The organism is Caballeronia sp. LjRoot29 (assembly GCF_964252755.1).
Taxonomy (GTDB): Bacteria; Pseudomonadota; Gammaproteobacteria; order Burkholderiales; family Burkholderiaceae; genus Caballeronia.
Genome location: NZ_CAXUPU020000008.1, coordinates 99,145 through 121,733, shown reverse-complemented (window position 1 = coordinate 121,733; position 22,589 = coordinate 99,145). Strand labels below are relative to the sequence as shown.

Annotated in this window: 24 protein-coding genes; 11 read left to right on the top strand and 13 right to left on the bottom strand. The window is 59.1% G+C overall.

The window, feature by feature from the left end:
- Nucleotides 1-6 precede the first annotated feature (6 nt).
- Entirely contained in the window at nt 7-705 is a 699-nt protein-coding gene (locus ACSQ83_RS12165; protein ID WP_436228287.1) for a glutathione S-transferase C-terminal domain-containing protein, read from the top strand.
- On the opposite strand, the gene ACSQ83_RS12160 is transcribed toward ACSQ83_RS12165, so the two are convergent.
- From ACSQ83_RS12160 to ACSQ83_RS12145, 4 genes are all read right to left on the bottom strand, one after another.
- Nucleotides 706-1,464, bottom strand: coding sequence for an alpha/beta fold hydrolase (locus ACSQ83_RS12160; RefSeq protein ID WP_436228286.1), 759 nt, complete (start codon nt 1,462-1,464; stop codon nt 706-708). It lies immediately after the preceding gene.
- A 64-nt stretch (nt 1,465-1,528) separates the two neighbouring features.
- A complete protein-coding gene (locus ACSQ83_RS12155) occupies nt 1,529-2,884 on the bottom strand; it encodes an ATP-binding protein (RefSeq protein ID WP_436228337.1) in 1,356 nt (451 codons plus the stop codon).
- Between the two features lie 29 nt (nt 2,885-2,913).
- Nucleotides 2,914-3,627: a response regulator gene (locus tag ACSQ83_RS12150; RefSeq protein WP_436228285.1), complete on the bottom strand. Its 714-nt coding sequence runs from the start codon at nt 3,625-3,627 to the stop codon at nt 2,914-2,916.
- Between the two features lie 266 nt (nt 3,628-3,893).
- Nucleotides 3,894-4,205 carry an EF-hand domain-containing protein gene (locus ACSQ83_RS12145; RefSeq protein WP_436228284.1) on the bottom strand — a complete coding sequence of 104 codons (312 nt, stop codon included), beginning with the start codon at nt 4,203-4,205 and terminating at the stop codon, nt 3,894-3,896.
- A gap of 439 nt (nt 4,206-4,644) precedes the next feature.
- Here ACSQ83_RS12145 and ACSQ83_RS12140 point away from each other — a divergent pair, with 439 nt between their 5' ends.
- Both ACSQ83_RS12140 and ACSQ83_RS12135 read left to right on the top strand, forming a co-directional pair.
- Nucleotides 4,645-4,965 carry a hypothetical protein gene (locus tag ACSQ83_RS12140; RefSeq protein WP_436228283.1) on the top strand — a complete coding sequence of 107 codons (321 nt, stop codon included), beginning with the start codon at nt 4,645-4,647 and terminating at the stop codon, nt 4,963-4,965.
- A gap of 84 nt (nt 4,966-5,049) precedes the next feature.
- Nucleotides 5,050-5,772 carry a carbonic anhydrase gene (locus ACSQ83_RS12135; protein WP_436228282.1) on the top strand — a complete coding sequence of 241 codons (723 nt, stop codon included), beginning with the start codon at nt 5,050-5,052 and terminating at the stop codon, nt 5,770-5,772.
- Between the two features lie 127 nt (nt 5,773-5,899).
- On the opposite strand, the gene ACSQ83_RS12130 is transcribed toward ACSQ83_RS12135, so the two are convergent.
- The 4 genes from ACSQ83_RS12130 to ACSQ83_RS12115 are packed head-to-tail and all read right to left on the bottom strand — an operon-like array spanning nt 5,900 to nt 9,991.
- A complete protein-coding gene (locus ACSQ83_RS12130; protein WP_436228281.1) occupies nt 5,900-6,550 on the bottom strand; it encodes an energy transducer TonB in 651 nt (216 codons plus the stop codon).
- Between the two features lie 52 nt (nt 6,551-6,602).
- Nucleotides 6,603-7,001: an ExbD/TolR family protein gene (locus ACSQ83_RS12125; protein WP_414948394.1), complete on the bottom strand. Its 399-nt coding sequence runs from the start codon at nt 6,999-7,001 to the stop codon at nt 6,603-6,605.
- On the bottom strand, nt 6,998-7,603 hold the full coding sequence (locus ACSQ83_RS12120) for a MotA/TolQ/ExbB proton channel family protein (RefSeq protein ID WP_436228280.1): 606 nt from the start codon (nt 7,601-7,603) through the stop codon (nt 6,998-7,000). The genes ACSQ83_RS12125 and ACSQ83_RS12120 overlap by 4 nt, the downstream gene beginning before the upstream one ends.
- A 33-nt stretch (nt 7,604-7,636) precedes the next feature.
- The gene (locus ACSQ83_RS12115) at nt 7,637-9,991 is read right to left on the bottom strand and encodes a TonB-dependent receptor (protein ID WP_436228279.1); all 2,355 of its coding nucleotides are present in this window, start codon (nt 9,989-9,991) and stop codon (nt 7,637-7,639) included.
- A 251-nt stretch (nt 9,992-10,242) separates the two neighbouring features.
- Between ACSQ83_RS12115 and zigA the strand changes: the two genes are divergently transcribed.
- Nucleotides 10,243-11,451: a zinc metallochaperone GTPase ZigA gene (gene zigA / locus ACSQ83_RS12110; protein ID WP_436228278.1), complete on the top strand. Its 1,209-nt coding sequence runs from the start codon at nt 10,243-10,245 to the stop codon at nt 11,449-11,451.
- A gap of 29 nt (nt 11,452-11,480) precedes the next feature.
- Here the strand turns inward: zigA and ACSQ83_RS12105 are convergent, their stop codons facing one another.
- Complete coding sequence (locus tag ACSQ83_RS12105) at nt 11,481-12,260, bottom strand: DUF1223 domain-containing protein (protein ID WP_436228277.1); 780 nt, start codon at nt 12,258-12,260, stop codon at nt 11,481-11,483.
- Nucleotides 12,261-12,560: 300 nt separating this feature from the next.
- On the opposite strand from ACSQ83_RS12105, the gene ACSQ83_RS12100 reads away from it, so the two are divergent.
- The gene (locus ACSQ83_RS12100; RefSeq protein ID WP_436228276.1) at nt 12,561-14,153 is read left to right on the top strand and encodes an MFS transporter; all 1,593 of its coding nucleotides are present in this window, start codon (nt 12,561-12,563) and stop codon (nt 14,151-14,153) included.
- Nucleotides 14,154-14,175: 22 nt separating this feature from the next.
- Here ACSQ83_RS12100 and ACSQ83_RS12095 read toward each other — a convergent pair whose 3' ends face one another.
- The 4 genes from ACSQ83_RS12095 to ACSQ83_RS12080 form a co-directional block, all read right to left on the bottom strand.
- Entirely contained in the window at nt 14,176-14,817 is a 642-nt protein-coding gene (locus tag ACSQ83_RS12095; protein ID WP_436228275.1) for a DUF1109 domain-containing protein, read from the bottom strand.
- 105 nt (nt 14,818-14,922) lie between these two features.
- On the bottom strand, nt 14,923-15,564 hold the full coding sequence (locus ACSQ83_RS12090) for a DUF1109 domain-containing protein (RefSeq protein WP_436228274.1): 642 nt from the start codon (nt 15,562-15,564) through the stop codon (nt 14,923-14,925).
- Nucleotides 15,561-16,133 carry a sigma-70 family RNA polymerase sigma factor gene (locus ACSQ83_RS12085; protein WP_414948401.1) on the bottom strand — a complete coding sequence of 191 codons (573 nt, stop codon included), beginning with the start codon at nt 16,131-16,133 and terminating at the stop codon, nt 15,561-15,563. Before ACSQ83_RS12085 ends, ACSQ83_RS12090 begins: the two co-directional genes overlap by 4 nt.
- A gap of 196 nt (nt 16,134-16,329) precedes the next feature.
- Complete coding sequence (locus ACSQ83_RS12080; protein WP_414948402.1) at nt 16,330-17,034, bottom strand: glutathione S-transferase family protein; 705 nt, start codon at nt 17,032-17,034, stop codon at nt 16,330-16,332.
- A 207-nt stretch (nt 17,035-17,241) separates the two neighbouring features.
- On the opposite strand from ACSQ83_RS12080, the gene ACSQ83_RS12075 reads away from it, so the two are divergent.
- From ACSQ83_RS12075 to ACSQ83_RS12050, 6 genes are all read left to right on the top strand, one after another.
- Nucleotides 17,242-17,841, top strand: a complete 600-nt coding sequence (locus tag ACSQ83_RS12075; RefSeq protein WP_436228273.1) for a TetR/AcrR family transcriptional regulator — start codon at nt 17,242-17,244, stop codon at nt 17,839-17,841.
- A gap of 339 nt (nt 17,842-18,180) precedes the next feature.
- On the top strand, nt 18,181-18,807 hold the full coding sequence (locus ACSQ83_RS12070; RefSeq protein WP_436228272.1) for a cytochrome b/b6 domain-containing protein: 627 nt from the start codon (nt 18,181-18,183) through the stop codon (nt 18,805-18,807).
- 54 nt (nt 18,808-18,861) lie between these two features.
- The gene (locus ACSQ83_RS12065) at nt 18,862-19,638 is read left to right on the top strand and encodes a molybdopterin-dependent oxidoreductase (RefSeq protein ID WP_414948405.1); all 777 of its coding nucleotides are present in this window, start codon (nt 18,862-18,864) and stop codon (nt 19,636-19,638) included.
- 87 nt (nt 19,639-19,725) lie between these two features.
- On the top strand, nt 19,726-19,974 hold the full coding sequence (locus ACSQ83_RS12060; protein WP_414948406.1) for a pentapeptide MXKDX repeat protein: 249 nt from the start codon (nt 19,726-19,728) through the stop codon (nt 19,972-19,974).
- 366 nt (nt 19,975-20,340) lie between these two features.
- Entirely contained in the window at nt 20,341-20,904 is a 564-nt protein-coding gene (gene ddpX, locus ACSQ83_RS12055; protein ID WP_436228271.1) for a D-alanyl-D-alanine dipeptidase, read from the top strand.
- A gap of 62 nt (nt 20,905-20,966) precedes the next feature.
- Nucleotides 20,967-22,568 carry an ABC transporter substrate-binding protein gene (locus tag ACSQ83_RS12050; RefSeq protein WP_436228270.1) on the top strand — a complete coding sequence of 534 codons (1,602 nt, stop codon included), beginning with the start codon at nt 20,967-20,969 and terminating at the stop codon, nt 22,566-22,568.
- Nucleotides 22,569-22,589: the final 21 nt, after the last annotated feature.

Below are 22,589 nucleotides of genomic sequence, written 5' to 3'. Positions count from 1 at the left end.
CGTCGCATGATCACTCTCTTTTCGTACCCTGGCCTGTACGGTCTCGAAGACAACAACCCGTATGGTCTGAAGGTATTCGCGTTCCTCAAGCTGTGCGGATTGCGGTTCGAGCATCGGCATATTGTCGATACAAAATCCGCGCCTCGCGGACAGCTTCCCTACGTGACCGATGACGGCGAATCGATTGGCGACAGCGACGCCATCGTCGCTTATTTCAAGCGGGAGTACGGCCTCGATATCGATCAGGCGCTGACACCCATGCAGCACGACCTGGACTTCCTGATCAGGCGAGCGCTCGACGATCTGTATTGGGTCATGTCGTATTCACGCTGGAGCGATCCGCGTTTCTGGCCGCTCTTCAAACATGCGTTCCTGTCGGCCTATCCGGATGTCACCGCAGACAGTCTCGACGCGGCGCGACAATACAACTTCGAGCGATATCGATATCAAGGCATCGGGCGCTTTGAAACCGAGGCGGTCTACGCGCGGGGTATCGCCGATTTGCAGGTGGTGTCGAACCTGCTTGGCGGCAATGAATTCCTGTTCGGCGCGCAGCCTGCGAGCATCGATGCGTGCGTCTATGGCTTCGTGGCAAACATCTTTTTCTACGACATAGACACGCCGCTCAAGCAGTTCGTTTTGACACGACCGGATCTTGTGCGGCACTGCCGCGCAGTACGTGCGGCGATAGCCACGCCGGCTTGACTACGGCGCATACCGGAGCAATTTGGCAGCGAGCGCTTCGGGCGCGCTGATCATTGCGTCGTGTCCGGTTTTTATCTCGTCCCACGTCCAGTCTTCTTGAGCACGCACGAAGTCCCGGCTGGCTTGCAACGCTTCGTATACCGGATCAATACACTGGATGTACACCTTCGGGATCGTGCCGCCCACGGGTCCGTTGAGCATCATGGGGTCATTGAAGGTCTTGAGCGGATGCGGCGTACAGTTGCGTTCCAGCAGCGCCACCTGGGCGGCGTCGAACACGCCAAACGCGCTCGCGGGCGGCGCGGGTATGGAGAGGCCGCCGCTCATTTCGTTCGATTGCGCGATACGTCGCGCCACGATATCAGGCGCGAGCCGGGAGAAAGCCGTTTGTCCGTGTCCGAGCACGACGGCGTCAAGAAAGACAAGCTGCCGGATGCGCTGAGGCACGCGATCGGCCGCACCGGTGATCGGCAGTCCGCCAAAACTGTGGCCGACCAGAACGACGTTGGTCAGGTCTTCGTACTCGAGGACATTGATCACGTCCTGAATAAAGACGCCGAGATCAATCGCCTTCGAAAGCAGATGCGCACGTTCGCCAAGGCCGCTGAGCGTAGGGGTAAAAACCTCATGCCCATGCGCGCGCAGGATTCGCGCGACGGCGTTCCAGCACCATCCGCCATGCCAGGCACCGTGAACCAGTACGTAGGTCGTGCCCTTGCGGGCAGTGGTTGCATCGATCAGGTTGTCTGGGGTGGCCAAGTGCATCTCCGTCTCTTTCTCTGTTTGATGGGGCGTTACGCAGTGATCGTTTTAGATGTGGCCTTCAAACCGCACCGCGTTCCTCTAGCGAGCGCTGATTTGGTGGCCTCATCGACAACGAGACGATAGCCGCAAACCCGCCGCCCTCGCGCTGCATCAACTGAAGTTCACCGCCATGCAGCTTTGCGATCCTTTCGACAATCGCCAGGCCCAACCCGGTACCGCCCGGATGCGTACCCGTCGATCGCCCTCGTTTGAACGGTGCTCTCAACGCGTCCAGATCGCCGCCGTTCACGCCTTTGCCGCGATCGGCGATCTCCACGTACGCGGTGTGACCGGCAGCGTCGGTCCACGTCCGTGCCGACAATCCCACGCGCCCGTATAGCACCGCATTCTGCATCAGGTTCATCAACACGCGCATGACACTGATCGGGCGGAACGCGAACGGTCGCAAGTCGCCCAGAGTGAGTTCGAACACATGACCAAGACCCGCGAAGTCGGCGGCGAGATTGTTGACCAGCGCGTCGAGGTCGCTTATTTCCGCCGCCTCACGCGCGCCGCTACCGGCGTAGTCCATGAACTGCTGGAGGATAGCGTCGATCTGATCGAGATAATGATCCGTCGATATCGCGAGTTCAGCGTGTTCTTCCGATGGCGATGTCATCGCCACGGCGAGGCGCAGCTTGGTCAATGGCGTGCGGATATCGTGGGAGATACCGGCGAGCATCAGGGATCGGGTTGCATCGGCTTCCTGCAGCGCGTGGACCATCTGGTTGAACGCGACACTGACCTGCGCGATCTCGGTCGGTCCATCCACGCGCAGCGCTTGCGGCGCCTCTCCTGAGCTCAAGCGGTTGGCAGCGTTTGCGAGCTCCTGCAACGGCCGGTTGATGTGGCGCTGGATCAGATACGCGGTGACGATGGCAAGCGCGGCGAGCGCGAACGATAGCGCGACAGCCGAGAGCATGCCGTCGTTGTGTGCGGCTTCAGGAACGGGCAGCGCGATCCAGTAGGGTTCATGACCCAGATGTGCGCGAATCCAAAGGCGTTGTTCACCCGCTGTTTGCCATTGAACCTGCATGTTGGAGGGCAGATGCTGGCGCAAGGTATCGATAAAAACATCGCGCTGATAAGTCCGATAGAAATTGCGCCATGTCACTTTAGGCTCGGAGGCCGCGCCGGCGGGGAATTGCCGGCTGGCTTCGAAACGAACCGCGAGTCGGCTCTGTGCGTCAGGGGTGGCGGTCTCTAACAGGTCATCCAGCGTTTGCACGTAGATCGCAAAAGTTTCGGCGGCGCGTTCTATCCGCGGTCTCTGGACGAAGTGAATTAGTACGCTTAACGAACTAATCTGACTGACAACGACCAGCACCACGAGCAGCGCGATATTGCGTGCGAACAACGAGCGCAGCAGCGTCATTGGACCGGTGCGAGGACTGATAGGAGGGTTCACTGTTCGACTTCCGCGACCAGCATGTAGCCAACGCCCCACACCGTTTTGACGAAGCGCGGCTTCGACGGATCGGCTTCCACGATCTGCCGCAGCCGCAGCACTTGCACATCGATACTCCGGTCAAGTGCATCGTGGTCGCGTCCGCGCGAGCGGGCGATCAGGTTGTCGCGGCTCACGGGCCGGTTCGGTGACGAGCCTAGCGCGTTCAATAGCAGCATCTGGGTCGAATGAATCTCGAACAACTCGCCCGACTTGTACAGGCGTTGTTTGCCGAGATCGAGGCAATAGTCGCCAAAACGCACGGTCTGCGACCTGAGTACGGGTTCGCCCGCAGCGATCTTCTGGCGTCTCAGCAAAGCGCGAACGCGCGCAACGAGTTCACGCGGCAGGAACGGTTTGGCGAGGTAGTCGTCAGCACCGGTTTCGAGGCCAATGACCTTGTCGACCGGATCGCCCTTGGCGGTAAGGATGAGAATGGGCAACGTCTGGCCTTCGGCACGCAAGCGGCGGCAGACCGACAAGCCGTCCTCGTAATCCATCATCAGGTCGAGGATCAGCAAGTCGAACGGCTCGCGCTGCAGATAGCGATCAAGCCGCTTGCTGTCGGCGACTACCCGGACTTCGAATCCGTGACCGCTCAGGAAACGCTGCAGCATGTTGCGCAACTCGGCTTCATCGTCGAGAACGATGATCTTCGGCTGACTCTCCATTCACGCCTCCTTCTAGGTGTCGATATGCAGCACGGTCAGGCTTCGTGACGTTCGGCAAGCCGCTAAAGCAGTGCCTGGAACGGATGGCTTTCAAACCACGGGTTCTGAGGGCCGGCCATCACGCAGTCGGCCAGCGTCAGGAAGAACGCCGGGCTGGCTGCACGAGGAAGGCAAACGAGAAGGCAAAGCGACCCTCCGTTCAAAGACAATAGTTCAATAGTCGAGTAAGCACAGGACAAAAAGCTTCCACCGCCGTTGCATCGCCGTCAGTGCGATGTCGCGCGCTGCTGCATGAATTGCTCGATTTGCGGGAGGGTGATGTAGCCGGCCTTTTGCGTGTCGATCTGATCGAAGTTCCGCGCGACCATCGGCATGCCTTGTGCTGCTTGCGCCTGGGTCAGCTTGCCGTCGTGCGTGGTGTTGGCCGCGGCGAAGCGCACCTGCAATTGTTGCATCGCGTGCTCCATGCGTTGCGAGCTGACCGCGGGTTGCGGTGCGGTTTGCGCCTGTGCCATGGCGGCCGTGCTGGCGAAGGAAGCGGCAATGGACAGGATAAAGATGGCGATCGCGTTTTTCATGAGGTTCTCCAGTGGATTCCAGTGAATGAGGGGTTTGTTTGCCATTGGTTGCGGGTGTTTGCTGAAGTTCCGTTGGGCCGCTTGAAGCGGTCCCGATCAATGGCAGACCGAAGCTTATCGGCCGACGCTGGAAAATGAATGACAAACCGGCTACGAATCATGTCGCCGCGTGTCATGCATCGGACACGAAAAACTAAGCATCTGCTCCCTACAAAAATGCGTGCTCCGGCGTCTGCGGGCCAGTGATCCGTGACATCGAATGAAATATGTTTTGACGTGGTTTGCAGCCACAGTTTGCGTATCTTTCGATGGTCGGCGCCACGAGCGCTTCAACGGATTCGCAAGGCTCTCAGTAAGGCTATCAAGCGATGCGAATCATCCGGCGGAACGGCTTCCAAAGCGAAGACGCAACCTGCCGCTCGAATCTAAGGGAATCCAAATGAACATTCGTCTTATCAGTGCATCCGCCGCCACGGCTCTCGGCCTGTTGCTTTCCACGGGCGCCGAAGCGCGAACATTCGTTGTCTACGGCGGACCGGCAGTGGTCTATGTACCGCCGCCACGTCCGGTCTATTACGCCGTTCCGGTTCAGCCCGGATACGTCGCGGTGGTGTCCGCGGCTCCTGTTGTTGCAGTGCCCGTGCCGGCGCCGAAACCAGTGGTCTACGTGCCGGTGCAGCGGAGCTACGCTGCCGTGCCAGTGGCGAACGTAAGGTACGTACAGCCCGTCACCATGGATCCGGTTGCCGGAATGCAATAAGCGAGTCGACGGTTTTTGCCGCTTGATAGCCGTCATTAGCGGGGCGCTGGCTACCGCGTTTTATTCCTCTGGAGGAGGTGATCCATGTGCGTTCATTCGATGTGTTCTTTGTCACGGCGGCGCGCGCTCTTTGCCGGTGTGGCGTCCGCGACGCTTGCTGCATTTTCGCTGCACGATGCGCGTGCCGATCAACCTTCGGCGGGGCCTGGTCCCAACGCGATTGCACCTTCGGACGTGCTCGCCCGCCTGCTGCAAGGCAACAGCCGATATGCTGCTAATACGCCTGCAAACAAGGACTATTCCGCTGGCCGGGCCGCCCGGGTCACGGCCCAATATCCTGTTGCAGCGATTGTCGGTTGCGCGGATTCGCGGGTCTCGCCTGAATTGGCGTTTGATCAAGGTCCGGGCGATTTGTTCGTCGTAAGAGTCGCTGGAAATTTCGTCAACGACGATGGACTCGCGAGCCTGGAATACGGGGTGAAGTTTCTGGGTGTACCGTTGATCATGGTGCTCGGACATACACATTGCGGGGCAGTCTCCGCTGCGGTCAAAGCGGTCCGCGAACACGCCGTCCTGCCGGGCCATTTGCCAGAGTTGGTCAGGGCGATCCGGCCGGCCGTCGAGATTGCCGGGACGCACGGGCATGGCGATCTGGTAGCGGACGCCACTATCGAAAATGTGCGGCTGAATGCCAACCGTTTGAGGGTCTCGAAGCCGCTGATCGGAGCGTATGTGAAAGAAGGCAGGGTGCAAGTAGTCGGAGCGATCTACGATCTCGCTTCGGGGAAGGTCCGGATGGTCGATTGAAGCGATGGCATTGGGTGCCGGTCGAGCGGAGGGTCCCGAATGACCGCTTGTGGCCTGAGTTATCGGAGCGGTCGCGGCGCGTGAAGGCAATGAACGATCAATGTCCCTGCTCACCAAAGCAAGCGGCCTAACTCACATTGAAATGCACGCGCACATCCTGATGACTCTCCACAGGATGTCCTCCTTGCATTGCGGGGAAAAAGCGCCATTTGTGCAGCGCTTCCAGCAGTAATGCATTCAGGCGAGGGTTCTGCGTCGGCTTTGAGAGTTCTACATCGGTCGTTCCATCTGCGTGGATATCGAAACGCGCGACGGCGACTGCCTGATAGGCGTCTTCACGAAGATCGTCGGGCAGAGACGGCATTGGCTGACTAACGACACGCGCGGCGGAGCCCGTTGACGGAGCCGCCGGACTGCTTGACGACGTCGGCGCACTCGCAGTGGATGTCGCGGGAGGGCTCGTTTCCGATTGCGCCGGCGGTGCCGGTTGATCCGCTTTCGCAATGGAACGATTCTCGCTCGGACGCTGGATCTCGTGCGGTTTCACCACTCGGATTGGCGTTGAATCCTGTCGCCGTGCGCGCGCTTGCGGGGTGACTGCAGCGGCGGGCGCTGAAGGGGCAGGAGGCGTATTTGCAGGAGGCGCGGCCAATTCGACAAGACGCATTTCCATGGTCGTTTGCACCGGGGCGATAGGGCTCGGCAGAGGCCGCAAGAGCGGGTTCAAGAACTGGGTCAGCAGAATGGCCCAAAGCACAATCGCCATCAGAACGGCCACGCTAAATCTGATTCGCGGCGCATCCATCAAACTGGCCCGTCTCTCCATCCCGCTACTCACGATGTACAGCGATCAGAAAATGTTCCGCGCCTGCACGGCGTGCGGCCAACATGGCTTGAACCACGGCGCCTTGGGACGCGGCATCGTCAGCGGCAATGACCACGTTATGATCCGGCTTCAGCAGCCGCCTGACGCTGGCTTCCACCTGATCGAGACGCATGGGCTGACGATCGAGAAAGATTGCGTTGGAGCGATCGACCGCCAGCGTCAACGGCTGATCTTCCGACATCTGCTGTGCCTGTCCCGACGGCAAATCGACCTTGACGGCATCCAGCCGTTGCATAGCCAGCGACGCCAGCATGAAGGTGGCGAGCAGAAAGAACATCACGTCAATCATCGGAATGATCTCGATGCGCCCACGCTTCGACGCCCGCGAGCGCCGTAACTTCATTGCGCGTCCCCGGTGGCCACTAACGCACTTTCCGCTTTCAGCCGAATCTCGCTGAGACGCTCGTTCGCGTGCACTTCGAGGTCGTCGATAAGACGTTCAAGCCGTCGCGAGAAATAGTTGAACGCGAAAAGCGCGAACAGCGCGACGACCAGTCCAATAGCCGTGGCCACTAGCGATTGCGCCACGCCACCGGTTACGCCGCCCGGATTAACCAGGCCGTTGCCGCCGAAAAGCTGGAACGAATGCATCATCCCGACAATGGTCCCCAGCAGCCCGAGCAAGGGGGCGGCCGTCACGATAGTCTCCAGCACCCAGAAGCCGCGGCTCATGTCCCGTTCAATCCGCGTGGCGACCGATTGCGCACGGGCTTCGACCAGCCATAGCGGTGTTCCTGCGGGAGTGGTTACTGTCACGTCGAGGCGTTTAAACGCGTGCTGTTGCGGCAGCGAAGTGAGGTTTTCTCCCGGCTGGCTTGCAAATCGCACAAACACGTATGCGCGATCGATTACGATAGCCATCGCTAGCACGGCAAGCAGTGTGAGCGGGTACACCACCCAGCCACCGACCTGTGCCGCGGCAGTAATACCTGCCCAATCCTGCATGATCAAAGCCTTTTCGTTAAGTTATCCAATCTATTAAAAATTCTTCGTGATGCCCGCGTAGACGGCAATGTGCGGGCCATACTGCGGCGCGCCCACGCCAATGCCCGAGCCATCGCGCAACTCATAGACGCGGTTGAACGCGTTGATGAGTAACAGGCGTGCGTCGAACTTGCCGATCAGCGGGTCGTTGAAGTTGAAGTGATGGATCACGCCGAGATTGACCTGCGTGTACACAGGCAAGCGGTCCGTGTTGGCGAAGCCGCTGCGCAGGCCGCTACCCACAATGCCATCGAAAGTGAAGGTGGTCTTGCCCAACTGGTAAGCGCCGCCGAACGAAGCGGTCACGCGCTGGTCGTGATCGAGGAACACGTAGTGGTTGCTGATGAAGGCGAGTTCATCGGCGTCGAAATTGAACTGCGCCGAGTCGATGTCCTTGCCCTGCGCGCGGCTGAACGCGACGTTCATGTACGCCGAAATATTGCCCTGCTTATAGTTGCTGGTGAGCTCGACCCCGTAAACGCGGCCGTATTGATAGTTGAAAGGCGTGAAGATCAGTGCAGTGCCGAACTGTCCTTCGTCGAGCAGGTTCGTCGATTTTTTATAATAGGCGTCCACGCCTACCGTGAGAGTCGAACTCAATCGCTGAGTGATGCCAAGATCGAAATAGTGGCTCCGTTCCGGTTGTACGGGATCGTTTTGGGTCGACGTCTGAGCGGTTGTGCCGGCAAAGCGCGCAATGTCTTCGCCCGACACAAGCTCGAACGCAGGCGGTGTGAAATAGCGGGAATAGCCGGCGTGAACTGTTGTTGACGGCGTCAACGCATAGACGAGACCAACGCGCGGACTCAGCTGACTTGCGCTGACGTACTCGTCCATCTTGTCGTAGCGCAGGCCGTAGTTGATCGTGAGTTTATCGGTGAGTTTCCACTCGTCCTGAATGTACGCGCTATACAGATAACCCGTCTTGCTGCTCGAATCAGGTACGTTGATCGGCTGGTCGGAGAGCTGGTTGCCGTCGGCATCGGCGGGGAAGACGCTCAGGTTGTTGTCAAAGACCGCATGTTCTTGCTGGAACGAAATGCCAGCACGAAGCGTGTGGTTTTCATTGAGCCGATAGGTCGTGTCCGCCTGTACTCCGTTGGCGCTGTCGCTGTGAAAATCGTTTGCTGCGACGCCATTGAACAGCAAATCGCCTACAGGATCAGGATTGAATTGGGTGCGCGAGTAGCGCGTGAAGAGTGCGACCTGATAGTCCAGCGCACCACCGTTGGTACCTTGCAGCGCGACGACCGCGAACTCGTTGAGTTCGGATTGTGTCTCGTTGAGCTTGCTCGAATCGAACGTCGTGTTGCCGTTCAAGGTAAAGGCGGTCGGCAGGCCGGGCGTATTGGGAATCTCGAACTGGTTGCTGGTTGTGCCGAACATCAGGCTCACGCGGGTGAGCGGATTGATGATGTAGGACATGAGGCCGAACGCATCGCCCTGACGCGTGTGATCGTGAAGCGGACTCGCGCTTGACGTTGGATTCTCTATGCCGAGATTGTTCTCGCCCAGCGAGCCGCTGAAATAGTAGCTGAACGGTCCCTGGCTACCGAAGACATCGGCGCTGGTCTTGATGGTCTGGTGACTGCCGCCGAAGACGTCGATAGAACCGCCATTGCCCTGGTCGCCGTTCTTCGTATGGATATCGACAATACCCGCCGTGCGGTCGCCGTATTGCGCGGGCAATGCGCCGGTCAAAAGATTGAGCTGGTCGATAATGCGCGTGTCCAGCGACTGGCCGAAACCGCTGATTGGCTCCGGAATGATGATGCCGTTGATACGGTATTGCAGATTCGCGTGATCGCCGCGCACATGTAACTGGCCATACGAATCGCTTGCCACGCCGGGCGCTTGCAGCAGCACCTGGTTAAGCGGCGTGTCCTGGCCGGCGGGGAGGGTGTCAATATCGGCCTGGTTGAAACGATACACGCTACTGCCCGTTTCAGGCAGCAGGCCGTTGCGCGCGCGATCGAGCCGCTTCGCATTGACCTGCACATCGATAGCGTCGCTCTTGCTGAGCGCCGCCGACACGGACGCATCCGCGCCCTCGCTGGTTGTCGCGATGCTGCTGCCGCTTGCGTAGCCCGGCGCCGCGACGACGACCGCGTAGATTCCTGGCGCGACATGATGGACTGCGAAGTGTCCGCTGGCGTCCGTGCTCGTGGCGCCGACGGACGCACCGCTGGCATTTTGCAGGACCACGCTGGCGTTGGCGACGGGCTTGCCGGAACTATCCGTGACGGAGCCTGACACGGCGCTGTCAGAACCTGCTGCATAAACAGGTCCGGCGGATATCTGCGCGAACAGCAATAGGGCCGCGTGGGCGATGAGCGTACGATTTTTCATCGATTATTTTTCTGAGTGGGTCGTGTTAGATGTGCGCTGCCCACTGACGTCGCGGGGTCGCCAAGGGTTGATTTAGTTGTTAAAACGTAGTCCTAATCGATCTTTGGCAGGTGCCTCGTGCAGGCATATCAAGTCTCGCGGGCGACATTGCGGGCAGCGTATCGCCGTAAGGAGAAAAAGTTCACTAAGTTGTGAATGCAATGTTATAACATTCGTTACCAATTGTGCGAGAACTTTTTGGACGGAAAGAAATGGACAAGCTGCCGGTAACTGTTTTGTCGGGTTTCCTGGGCGCAGGAAAGACCACGTTGCTCAATCACATCCTGAACAATCGGGAGGGCAGGCGAGTGGCGGTGATCGTCAACGACATGAGTGAGGTCAATATCGACGCCGCGCTGATACGCGACGGCGGCGCTGAACTGGCGCGTACGGACGAAAGGTTGGTTGAGATGAGCAACGGCTGCATTTGCTGCACGCTGCGCGAAGACCTTCTCCTCGAGGTGAACCGGCTCGCGAAGGAAGGGCGCTTTGACTATCTCGTGATTGAATCGACCGGCGTTTCGGAGCCGCTGCCGGTGGCTGAGACTTTTACTTTCGCCGACGAGCACGGCCAAAGCCTGTCCGATATCGCGCGCCTGGACACCATGGTGACGGTGGTCGACGCGTTCAACTTCCTCAAGGACTATAGCTCTGCCGACAGCCTGCAAACACGGGGTGAATCGATGGGTGACGAAGACACGCGTACGGTCGTCGACCTGCTGGTCGAGCAGGTCGAGTTCTGCGATGTAATCGTTTTGAACAAGGTGGACCTTGTCAGCGAAGCGGACCGCAGACGCCTGATGACGATCTTGAAAGGGCTGAATCCACGGGCGAGGATCGAAATTGCGGAGTTCGGCAAGCTCGGTCTGGACAAGGTCCTGGATACACGCCTGTTCGATTTCGAGGAAGCGTCCAAGGCGCCCGGCTGGCTGAAGGAATTGCGAGGTGAACACACACCCGAGACGGAGGAATACGGCATCACCCATTTCGTTTATCGAGCGCGGCGGCCGTTTCACCCCGAGCGGTTCTGGCAATTGATCGCGAGTCAATGGCCGGACGTGGTGCGCTCGAAAGGTTTCTTCTGGCTGGCTAGCCGGCCGACCTATGTAGGATCCTGGTCGCAGGCGGGCGGCGTATGCCGGCACGGCGGGATCGGCTTATGGTGGGCCGCCGTGCCGAAAGCCTGGTGGCCGGAAGATGCTGAATCGCTGAGATCGATTGATGACGATTGGGACCCGCAAGTCGGCGACGCGAGGCAAGAGTTGGTGTTGATCGGCATCGATATGGATGAAGGGGCCTTACGCGCACGCCTGAACGCGTGCTTGCTCAATGACGCGGAAATGGCGCAAGGCCCGCAGGCATGGCAGCGATTCGCTGACCCGTTTCCTGCGTGGGATAACGACGCTCAGAACGCGGAATAAACCGCGCTCCAGGTCAGGGCGTTGGAGCATCAGCCGCCGCACGAGGGCAGTTCGGCCACTTGCAATACTTCCCCCGTCGCTCCGCGCTCGACGAACGCCACCACGCCTTCGTGGCCATCAGCCGATACATAGTCGCCGCTAATTAACGCGCGGCCGTCGACTATCCGGACCGGTCCAATCCATCGACGGACCACGCGGTCGTGATGCAACGTAACGCCGCTGTTTTCGCCGCCTTTCACCGCACTGACGAGCTGGTTTTCATACACGGCGGCGTAAGCTACCGCGTCGTCGGGAAGGTTCTTGCGGGCGGTAAATGCAGCGTCGAATACAACGCGGCCGGGTGCGGAAGCATGGCCGTCGATGTGGATATCGGCGAGCGGGGTTTCGCTATTTAACTGCTGAATACGCGACTCGAAGCTTGCGTCGTTCGACCAACTGCGCAACTCGCGTCCCCCTACGAAAATCTCCGGCGTGTACACCACATGCCCGCCGCCCGTGGAGGTCAGTTGTTGCTGTCGCGTGGTGAATGCGGACTGCGCAAAGCGATCTTTCCACGCCCAGCTATCCCAGTAGTCCACGTGCAGCGCAAGCGGTACGATGGTGCTGGTCTTGCGGGCATGATCGAGTTCGCTCAACCAGTTGTCGGCGGGCGGGCAACTGTTGCAACCCTCGCTCGTATAGAGTTCGACAAGCGCGGCGCGATGCTCCGGGCTTGTTGCGCTGCAAGCGTTCGCGGAGGCGGCGCTGGCAGTGGCGGCGGAGAAGGCAACGAGCAACGCGGCAAGAGACAGGATTAATGAAGCACGCATGACGGACTCCGAAGGAATCAGGAAGAATGGCCGTTGACCGGGAGGCGGTTGGGCATGAAAGCGCTGCAAGTCGGGCTGGCGAACGCCCGATCAAGAAGTCGCGGGGCCTGATAGTTATTTCGGTGATTCATAAAGACCGGTTACAGCCAGCGTGAAATTGTCCGGGTTCGCATGTCCGTGTAACCGCATCGAAGGATTAACCGAACTACTAACACTACCTTTGCCGCCAGTCGTTCCGCGCGCGATGATTCAGCCCGCGCAACGAAGCTTGAATCATCCGAAAAGCATCAGGAGAGCGCCATGACCCCGGACATCGCAGCGCCTATTGAAGCCGGGCAGTTGTTGCCGTTCCGCGAGTCGGTACTGGCGATGCTCGGTGTATCGTTTGTTGCGATGCTGGTCGCCCTTGATCAGACGATTGTGGGGACAGCGTTGCCGCGTATCGTCGCCGATCTCAAGGGGTTCGACCTGTATGCGTGGGTGGCCACGTCATACATGCTGACATCGGTTATCACGATCCCGATCTTCGGACGATTAGGCGACTTGTTTGGCCGCAAGCCGTTTTTAATGGCCGCGATAATTCTCTTCACCATCGCGTCGGTCATGTGCGGCATGGCGGCCAACATGCTGTTCCTCGTGATCGCGCGCGGCCTGCAAGGGATTGGCGGCGGCATCCTGGTGGGCACGATGTTCGCCACTGTCGCCGATCTTTTCCCAGACCCAAAGCTTCGCCTGCGATGGCTCGTGTTTGTCAGTTCGGCATTTGCATTGGCGAACATCGTTGGCCCAACGCTAGGCGGCGTGCTGACCCAGTACGGTGGATGGCGGCTCGTGTTTTTCGTCAACCTGCCGGTGGGCATCGTCTCGTTGCTGTTCGTGCGCGCCTTCCTGCCGCATCTCCGGCGGCCACGTTCGGCCGCTCCCGTGAAACTCGATTGGGTCGGCGCGCTGGTACTGGCGTCAACATTTGGCGGGTTGCAACTGTTGATCGAATGGGTCCCCAATGAAGGCATCACGCTTGTGACCTGCGTGTTGGCTCTGCTTACCTTGGGCGGCGCCGTCGTGCTGCTGTTTTGGGAAAAGCGCATGGCTTTTCCGATCGTTCCAATCGACATGCTGATGGACCGGAAGTTGGCGGCGTTGTTCGCCATGTCCGTACTCGGTGGTTTCTCGCTGTTCTCGCTGGTCTTCTACGTGCCTCTGCTTTTTCAAGGCGGTTTTGCGATGTCGCCGCATGACTCCGGCATGCTGATTACGCCATTGCTGCTGGGTACGACCGTGGGCAGCGTGGTGAACAACCGGATCGTCACGCGCATCAAGCAAGCGAACGGCGTGATGTATATCGGTTTCGCGCTGTTCGCTTGCGCCGCGCTTTGTCTTGTCGCGATCACGGGAACTGTGCCTCATCTTGTGTGGATGGCTTGCATGGGATTCAGCGGTGTCGGGCTCGGTCTGGTCGCGTCGAATCTCACGCTCTTTTCGCAACAACTTGTTGCTCGCGATCATCTTGGCGCGGCTACTGCGCTGCTTCAATCGCTGCGGATGTTCGGCGGCATGCTTGGCACCGCGATGACAGGCGCGTTGCTTGGCCGCCTCTATACGAGCGGCGTGCACCGGTCGCTGGATACGTATCAGGCGACGGAGTGGTTCAAGTCATTCGCGAGCCCCGAGTTGCTGGTCGATCGTGCGGAGCAGGCGGCGCTGATCGGTCGCCTGATCATGGCGGGTCATGCCGGCGACGCGATGATGCAGTCAGCGCGCGGCGCGTTGATCGAATCGATACACGTGGGGCTTGGAGTGGCCGCTGCCGCGGCGATCGCGGGGCTTTGTCTCGCGTGGTTCGTGCCGCCGGTGCGGGTTGATCGGCTGGATACGGGGAAGCATAGTCGTTGAAGCTGTGGCATCGGTTTTCGTTTCACCACCGCAGCACCCTTGGTCCAAGCAATGCGCCAAGTATCGTCGGCACCGCCATGCCCAGCACGTACCATACGCCCCAGAACGGCACGGTCATCTCGACGCAATAGAGCGTATAAACGAGCACCGCTTGCGCCCCGCTTAGCAGGCCGGCTGCCGCGCCCGCGATAACCGGCTGCGTCGGCGCCAACCCTTTCATCGCCCAGAACACGGCGATAAACGTAGGCGCTGACAGGATCACGATGTTCATCGCGCAGACCTGCCAGGTCTTCCCAAGTACAAGCTGAAGCCGCAGCGACGGCGGAGCCGCAACAATCACGACCAGCGCCGTCATCCAGATCAGCACGAGTGGAATGGCAAGCGTCACCCAGGCCATCGCCGTGTTCGCACCAGGACGTGACAGCCGCATCGCGACGAACAGCGACGCGCCTACGACCGCGAGCGGGAATGCAACCTTCAACCAGAAGAGGGGAGTAGTCAGCATTTGCGGCATGTCACCGCGCACGCCGTAGATGGCGACAACCATGCAGGCGGCGCCGGTCAATCCGAAAAACAGGGCCGTTGCAAAGCGTCGCGCGATGACATGCGGATGGGTCGGGACGATGCCCGTTGCAAGCATCGATACGAACTCGCTGGTTTTCATGACCACTCCGCTGATAAGAAACGACACGCGCTAACGCATGATTTCTATTCGCGTCGAGGAGTGGCCGGGTTACGCCCGCGTCATAATTTATATACTTAACGCGACTTACCAGCGCAAGAAACGCGGCCCGAGCGATGCGCCGATCAGCGTCGCAAGCGTCATGCCGAGCAGGTACCAGACGGCCCAGAACGCGACGCTCATCTCTGGGCAGTGGAAGCAATAGGCCATCGTCGCGAGCGTTCCCGCGAGCATGCCGCCTGCGCCGCCAGCGAGCCTTAGCCGGGTTGGCGCAAGCCCCCTGATTGCCCAGAACACGGCGACAAACGCCGGCACCGACAACAACAAAATATTGAATGGGCACGTACGCCACGTGTGGCCCATGACAAGCGGTATGCGTGCGTCGGGCGAGGTGAGACACAAGAGCGCCACTGCGGCGCTCCACACAACGAGCACCGGCACCGCAGGCATTGCCCAAAATTTGCCGATGGTCGTCCCGGGCCGCGAGAGCCTCAGCGCGAGGAACAATGCCGTTGCGGCAAGCGATGCCGGAAACGCGAACCTGGCCCAGAAAAGCGGCGTGCGCGAAACGACGGCGATGTCAGGCCGAACGCCAAACGTCACCGCCATCAGCACGAGCGCGCCGAGCCCGCCCAATACGACTGCACGTCCGAAGCGCCTTGCGGACACTCGTGGGTCGACTGGCGCTACGCCAGTCGATAGAAGCGAAATCAGGTCCTCGGTTTTCATACGGTGCCTCGAATCTTTGCTGCCAGCGCTTTCAGTCCACGGTGAATGCCCACTTTAACCGCCGACTCCGACATCCCCGTGAGCGCCGCGGTTTCGGTCACGGAGAGCCCTTGCAGTTTCACGTGAACGATCGGCAGCCGATGACGGTCCGGCAATTGTTCAAGCAGCTTGCCGACATCGCGTTTGGCATCAGCGGGTTCTTCATCCGAGGTCGCGAAGATCTCGAGCGCGTCGTCCAGCGGATCGTTCAATGCTTCGCGCCGCGATCTCGCGCGGAAAAAATCCATTAGCTTATAACGGGCGATCCCATGTACCCAGGCAGTCAACGGCTCGTCCGGGCGATACGTGTGGCGGCTGTTATGCACGGCGAGCAGGATTTCCTGCACGACATCCTCGATGTCATCCTGCAGGTAATAAATGCGCTTTCTCAGGAAACCGCGCAGGTGTCCCGTCAGGTCGTCGAGGAAGTTTCGATACGCTGCCGCGTCGCCATTCAACCCGCGAACGAACAGGGCTCTCAACCGTTCTTCGACATTAGGCACAGAGCCACTTTGATTTATTCGCTTCATCGCGGAATCGGGTTACAGCGGGCTTCAAATAAATTGCGACGGCCTGGCCGACGGAGGTCGACGTTCCCGTCGGCGGGAATGGAGTCGGAATAGGTTCTGAGGCGGGAGACTACCCGATTTTAATGTCGGGGTCGGTATTAACTGCGCTGCCGTCGCGCGCCGGGCGCGAAAATCTTCGGTCCAGGCGAGCTGCTGCTCAGGGCGTGGCCTCAGGATAATTCGACGGAAACATCGCGCGCCGGGTCTCCTCGTCCACCTCGCGCTTGAACGTAAATTCGCGGCCGACCGCTCGCGCGCGGGCAACGGCAGGGCGTGTGCAGATGGCGTCGAAGAAGCGGCTCAGATTAGGGAAGGCGGCAAGCGGCGCATCGGTCGCCAGCACGCGCGACGCACGCTCCAGCCAGCCCCAGGCGGACATATCGACGATTGAATACGCGTCGCCCACTATGTATTCGCGTCCTGCCAAACGCTCGTCAAGCACGCGATAGTGACGCTCGATCTCCCGCCGATACCGGTTGATCGCGTACGGAATCTTCTCGGGCGCGCCGTGCTGGAAGTGCACCGCCTGGCCGGAGAAGGGGCCAACGCCGGAGCTGATAAAGAAGAGCCATGACAGCAATTCGGGGCGGTCCGAAGGCTTGCCCGCGAAACGCTGGGTCTTCTCGGCGAGATACAAGAGGATCGCGCTGGAATCAAACACCCGTGCTTCGGTTCCGCCGGGACCGTCCGTATCGATGATGGCGGGCACCTTGCCGTTCGGATTGATGCTCCTGAAGGCCGGCAGATGCTGCTCGCCCTTGCTGGTATCGACGGGAAACACTTTGTACTCGAGGCCTGCCTCTTCGAGAAAGAGCGCAACTTTCGCGGGATTGGGTGTCGGATGGAAGTAGAAACGAATCATGTCGTCCTTGGGGGGTGGAGTGGGCCGCATTGGAAACGCAGGCGCGCGGCCATGAAATGTATTTGTAAGACTTGCCCGCGTAATGCCGTCTTTGCCGCCGGACGCGCGTTGTGATTTATATTTTAGATCGATCGATTTAGAATATCGTATCGAAAATGGAATGGCAATCTCGCCGGGTTCAAGGAAATAAACGGGGTAAAGGACTGCATGCCAAGGCCAAGGGAGTTCGACGAAGCCGCCGTGCTCGACGCCGCGGTCCTGTGTTTCTGGAACCGTGGCTACGAAGCCACCTCGGTTCGCGAGCTGGCAGACAGCATGGGCATCACGGGCGCGAGCCTCTACAACGCATTTGGCGACAAACACGCGTTGTATGGAAAGGCGCTCGCCCATTACGTGTCGAGAAGCGTGGAAGATCGTATCCGGCGATTCGAAGGGGCGCTGTCGCCGCTTCAATCGATCAAATCCTTCTTCGATGAGATCGTCCACCGCACGCTCAGTGACAAGGACCGCAAAGGCTGCATGCTGGTGAACTCGGCACTGGAAATGGCTCCGCACGATCCCGAGTTCCGGCGAGTCGTGGCTGGCGTGCTCGTCAAGCTCGAAGCTTATTTCGGCCGCTGCGTGGCCGCGGGTCAGCAAACGGGCGAGATCTCATCCGCGCAACCTGCTGAAGATTTCGCGCGTCTTTTGCTGGCAGTCTTGCTGGGCATCCGAGTCCTGGCGCGTAGCCGGCCGGAACCGGCATTGCTGGAAGGACTTTTGCGACCGGTAATCGCGTCGCTCGATGGCCGAACTGTTGCCGGATAACTGAGCGGCCGCCCTGCCATCACTCTTCTCTTCATTACCTCGCTGACCTTTTCAAGGGTCACACAATCACTGCATCTGGTCGATCGCAGTAAAAAAATTAACTCGCTGTAACCGGCCGGCCTTCCTCGACGAACTAACTTACATAAGCGCACGGCTTGACAGCTTTCGCGCTCTTAAAAGATTTCGTCGAGCGATGTAACCGGGTTGGTAACCGGAACGAATTAACTAGCAACGAACGACACGTTTTGAGCGTCTCTCGCGGATGAAAAAAGAGCGCATCGCTTTTTAGCGAAAGTCTAATCTGCCGCCAACGAAACAAAGTCATGGAGGGAAGCCCAAATGAACGCAACACCAGAAGCCGCGCGCATAAGCACTTCCATGCGGACTATTCAGCCTGTCTGGGTACGGATTACGCACTGGCTGAATGCACTGGCAGCGATCCTGATGATGCTGTCGGGATGGCGGATCTATGACGCTTCGCCCGTATTCAAGGGTTTCATGATCCCGCCGGGCATCACGTTAGGCGGATGGCTCGGCGGCGCACTGCAATGGCACTTCGCCGCCATGTGGCTGCTGTTCTTCAACGGCCTTTTCTATCTCACGATGAACATTGTGACGGGGCGCATCAAGCGCAAGTTTTTTCCGCTCTCGCCACGCGCAATCTTGCATGACTTGGGTGAAGCGCTTAAGGGCCATTTGTCGCATGCGGACCCGAGCAAGTACAACGCAGTGCAGAAGTTCGCATACCTGTTCGTGATGCTCGATATTGCAGTGCTGATCCTGTCCGGCCTTGCCATCTGGAAGTCGGTGCAGTTTCCGCTGCTGCGCGAGCTGATGGGCGGTTATGACTTTGCGCGCGTCGTGCACTTCTCGGCCATGTCGTTGCTGGCGGCCTTCATTGTCGTGCATCTCGTGATGGTGTCGCTGGTGCCGCGCTCGCTGCTCACCATGATCCGCGGCCGCTAATTCAGCCGCACGCTAACCCGCTAAAGTAACTTAAGGATTCGAGGAATCTCGATCATGAAACCCGTGAAGCCAAACCGCGTGAGCGTAGACCGCGAGTCGCTGATCATTGACGTTCGCCGCGAACTGGACATGCCTTCCCGGCGCCTCTTCGGCAAACGCATTGTGACGCTCGGCGGCCTTGCAATGCTGGCCGGCTGCAGCATCTCGGACGATAAATCCGTCGAGACTTTCCTCAGCCGCGTCTCTCGACTTAACGATACCGTGCAAGGCTGGCTCTTCGATCCGAACCGTCTCGCGCCAACTTACACGGAAGCGCAGATCACGCGGCCGTTCCCATTCAACGCGTTCTACGGGGTAGATGATGCTCCTGTGGTCGATGGCTCCGACTTTCGCCTGAAAGTAAGCGGGCTGGTGCAGAACACGAAGACGTGGACCTTGCCCGAGCTTTATGCGTTGCCGAAAGCCGAGCAGATCACGCGGCATATCTGCGTCGAAGGATGGAGTGCGATCGGACGATGGGGAGGCACGCCGTTTTCGGAGTTCCTGAAGCGGGTAGGGGCGGACACATCGGCGAAATACGTTGGTTTCAAGTGTGCGGACGACTATTACGAAAGCATCGACATGCCGACTGCCTTGCATTCGCAGACGCTGCTGACGTTCACCTTCGACGGGCAGCAATTGCCGCCGAAATATGGTTACCCGATGAAACTAAGGATGCCTACGAAATTAGGCTATAAAAATCCGAAGCACATCATGGAGATTTTCGTCACGAATAAATTCCCTGGCGGCTATTGGGTCGACCAGGGCTACAACTGGTTCGGAGGTTCCTGACGTCACGAAAAAATCGAGACATCGCGGCGTCAGGTACTTCGATTTACCCCGGCACGACCGGATACTTTTAATCAAAAAGAGGTTGATATGAAACTGTTCATCACTGCAGCACTCGCGGCAACGTTGGCCCTGAGCGGCTCCATGGCATTCGCCCAGGCAAGCGACGCAATGGCGCACGATTCGATGGCGAAGGACAGCATGTCCAAGGACTCGATGTCGAAAGACACCATGTCGAAAGACTCGATGTCCAAGGACTCGATGAAGAAGGGCGACAAGATGAAAAAGCAAGACGCAATGGGCATGAGCCACGCCGCTTCGGGCGCGATGGCGCAGTAATTTCGCGCGGTAAATCCTTACAAGCATCGGAAGTGGTTCTGCGGGTGTGGTCGAACCGCTTTCGATTGCGCTTTCACCTTCCGCTGATGCTTCCGGCGTCGGCTAAGACATTGCCCACTTCAGGGCGACCATCCTCCCAGTCAAGCGTCGCTTGGCGCGCCGCTATTCCCGTCCATACCGTCTTCCAATTCCACCCCCTGATTTTTGGCGGGGTTTAATCCAGAGTCGCGTGATACCGGCACAGGCGCGAATGCGGCATTTGTCCGCCGAGTGCGGCATGTCCGCCACATTCGCCCCCAAACCGGTCATTTTGATAAACAATAACGGCACCGCACGAACTCGTGAGCCTCGAAACCAACGCCGCTGATGCCCGATCACCGTTTGCTGAGAATCTGTCCTGAAACCCACCGCGTCGCGATCGACCTGGTCTACGCAACCGATCGCAACCTGACGGGCAAGCCGATCTACAAGACGGCACATTGCTTGCTCCTCGCTCCCGCCGAAGCCGCCCTGAGAAAAGCCGTTGAGCTGGCAGGCAACATTGGCATGACGCTGAAAATATTCGATGCGTATCGTCCGCCGCAAGCCCAGCAGGTGCTCTGGGACTTCCTTCCCGACCCGACCTACATAGCAGACCTTCAGCGTGGCTCGAACCATAGCCGCGGCACGGCGGTCGACTTGACACTGGTCGACGCGCAAGGCCAGGACCTCGATATGGGCACCGGTTTCGACGAGATGTCGATCGCCTCTGAACATTTCCATCCGGGATTGCCGGAGCATGTGCAACGCAACCGCACGTTGCTACTTGGCGTGATGCACGGTGCTGGTTTCACCCATATTCCCAGCGAGTGGTGGCACTACGAATTGCCGGGCTCGCGCGAACTCCCAGTGATCGACAACGCCGAGAGCGGTCCCTTACGCCTCATGTAGCCGGAGCAAACCGTCGCACGCAACACGCAGAACATCTCATCAACACCTCTCACGGAGCGAGTATGAAACGGGTATTGTGCAACGCGCTGGTAGCCATCGCGGCGGCGTCTACTCTGATGCTTGCCGACACGCGAATCGCTGAAGCGGCCACGCCAAAGGACATGCTGGTCATGGCCACTTTACTCGACGAATTCACCACGCTCGACCCGGGCGAGATCTACGAACTGGTGCCGCAGGAATACGTCGCAAACACTTACGACCGCCTGATCCGCGTCGATCTGAAAGATCCAGCCCGCTTCAATGGCGACGTTGCTCAATCCTGGGCCGTGAGCCAGGACGGGCTCACGTTCACCTTCAAGATTCGCCCGGGCCTCAAGTTCCACTCGGGTAATCCGCTGACCGCCGACGACGTCGCCTGGTCGATCCAGCGCACCGCATTACTCGACAAAGGCGCGGCTGCTGTGCTGGCAGGTATTGGATTGACGAAGGAAAACGCGCTGCAGAACGTGAAGAAAATCGACGACAGTACAGTGTCGATCACCACCGACCAGAAGTACGCGCCCACGTTCGTGCTGAATGTGCTGGGCTCGTGGCCGGCATCGGTACTCGACAGAAAGCTACTTGAATCGCACGCGAAGGGCAACGATTTCGGCAACGAGTGGCTGAAGACAAACGAGGCGGGATCGGGTGCCTACAAACTGGTGAAGTGGACCGCGAATGACAGCATTGTGCTGCAGCGTTTCGATGGTTATCGCGTGCCGCTTGCAATGAAACGGATCGTGCTGCGGCATGTGCCGGAAGCATCGAGCCAGCGCCTGATGATCGAAAACGGCGACATAGATATCGCGCGCGACCTGAGTTCCGATGACCTCGCGACGCTGACGAAGAAGGGCGCGATCCGTGTGACGTCCGTGCCGCAAGCCACGCTGATGTACCTTGGCCTGAACAACAAGAACCCGAATCTGGCGAAGCCGGATGTGCAGGAAGCCATGAAATGGCTGATCGACTACAACGGCATTCAGCAGAACATCGTGCGGACTACGTACAAGGTGCACGAGACCTTTCTGCCCGAGGGTTTCCTCGGGGCGTTGAACGTCAATCCGTACCATCAGGACGTAGCGAAGGCGAAAGCGCTGCTGGCAAAAGCGGGCGTGCCGAATGGCTTCTCAGTGAAGATGGATGTGCGCAACGACTCCCCATACGGTGAGATTGCACAGGCGGTGCAGGCGAATCTGGCGCAAGGCGGAATCAAGGTCGAGCTGATTTCAAGCGATAACAAGCAGACCCTCGGCAAGTATCGCGCGCGCCAGCATGATATTTATATTGGCGAGTGGTCGGCGGACTACATCGATCCGCATAGCAACGCGCAGGGCTTCGCGTGGAATCCGGACAACTCCGACAAATCGTCGTTCAAGATGCTCGCGTGGCGCAATGCGTGGGACATTCCGCAATTGACGAAGGAGACTCAGGCAGCACTGGAGGAATCGTCGACGGCAAAACGCGCTCAACGCTATGAGGCGATGCAGAAGGAATTTCTCGCGAACTCGCCGTTCGTGATCATGTTCCAGAAGGTCTCGCAAGTCGCGGCGCGACCGGGCGTGACGGGTCTGGAAGTTGGCCCGATCTTCGACCTCGTGTCGTATCGTGACGTGAAGAAACAGTAAGCGTGGCCGCGCAACTCACCG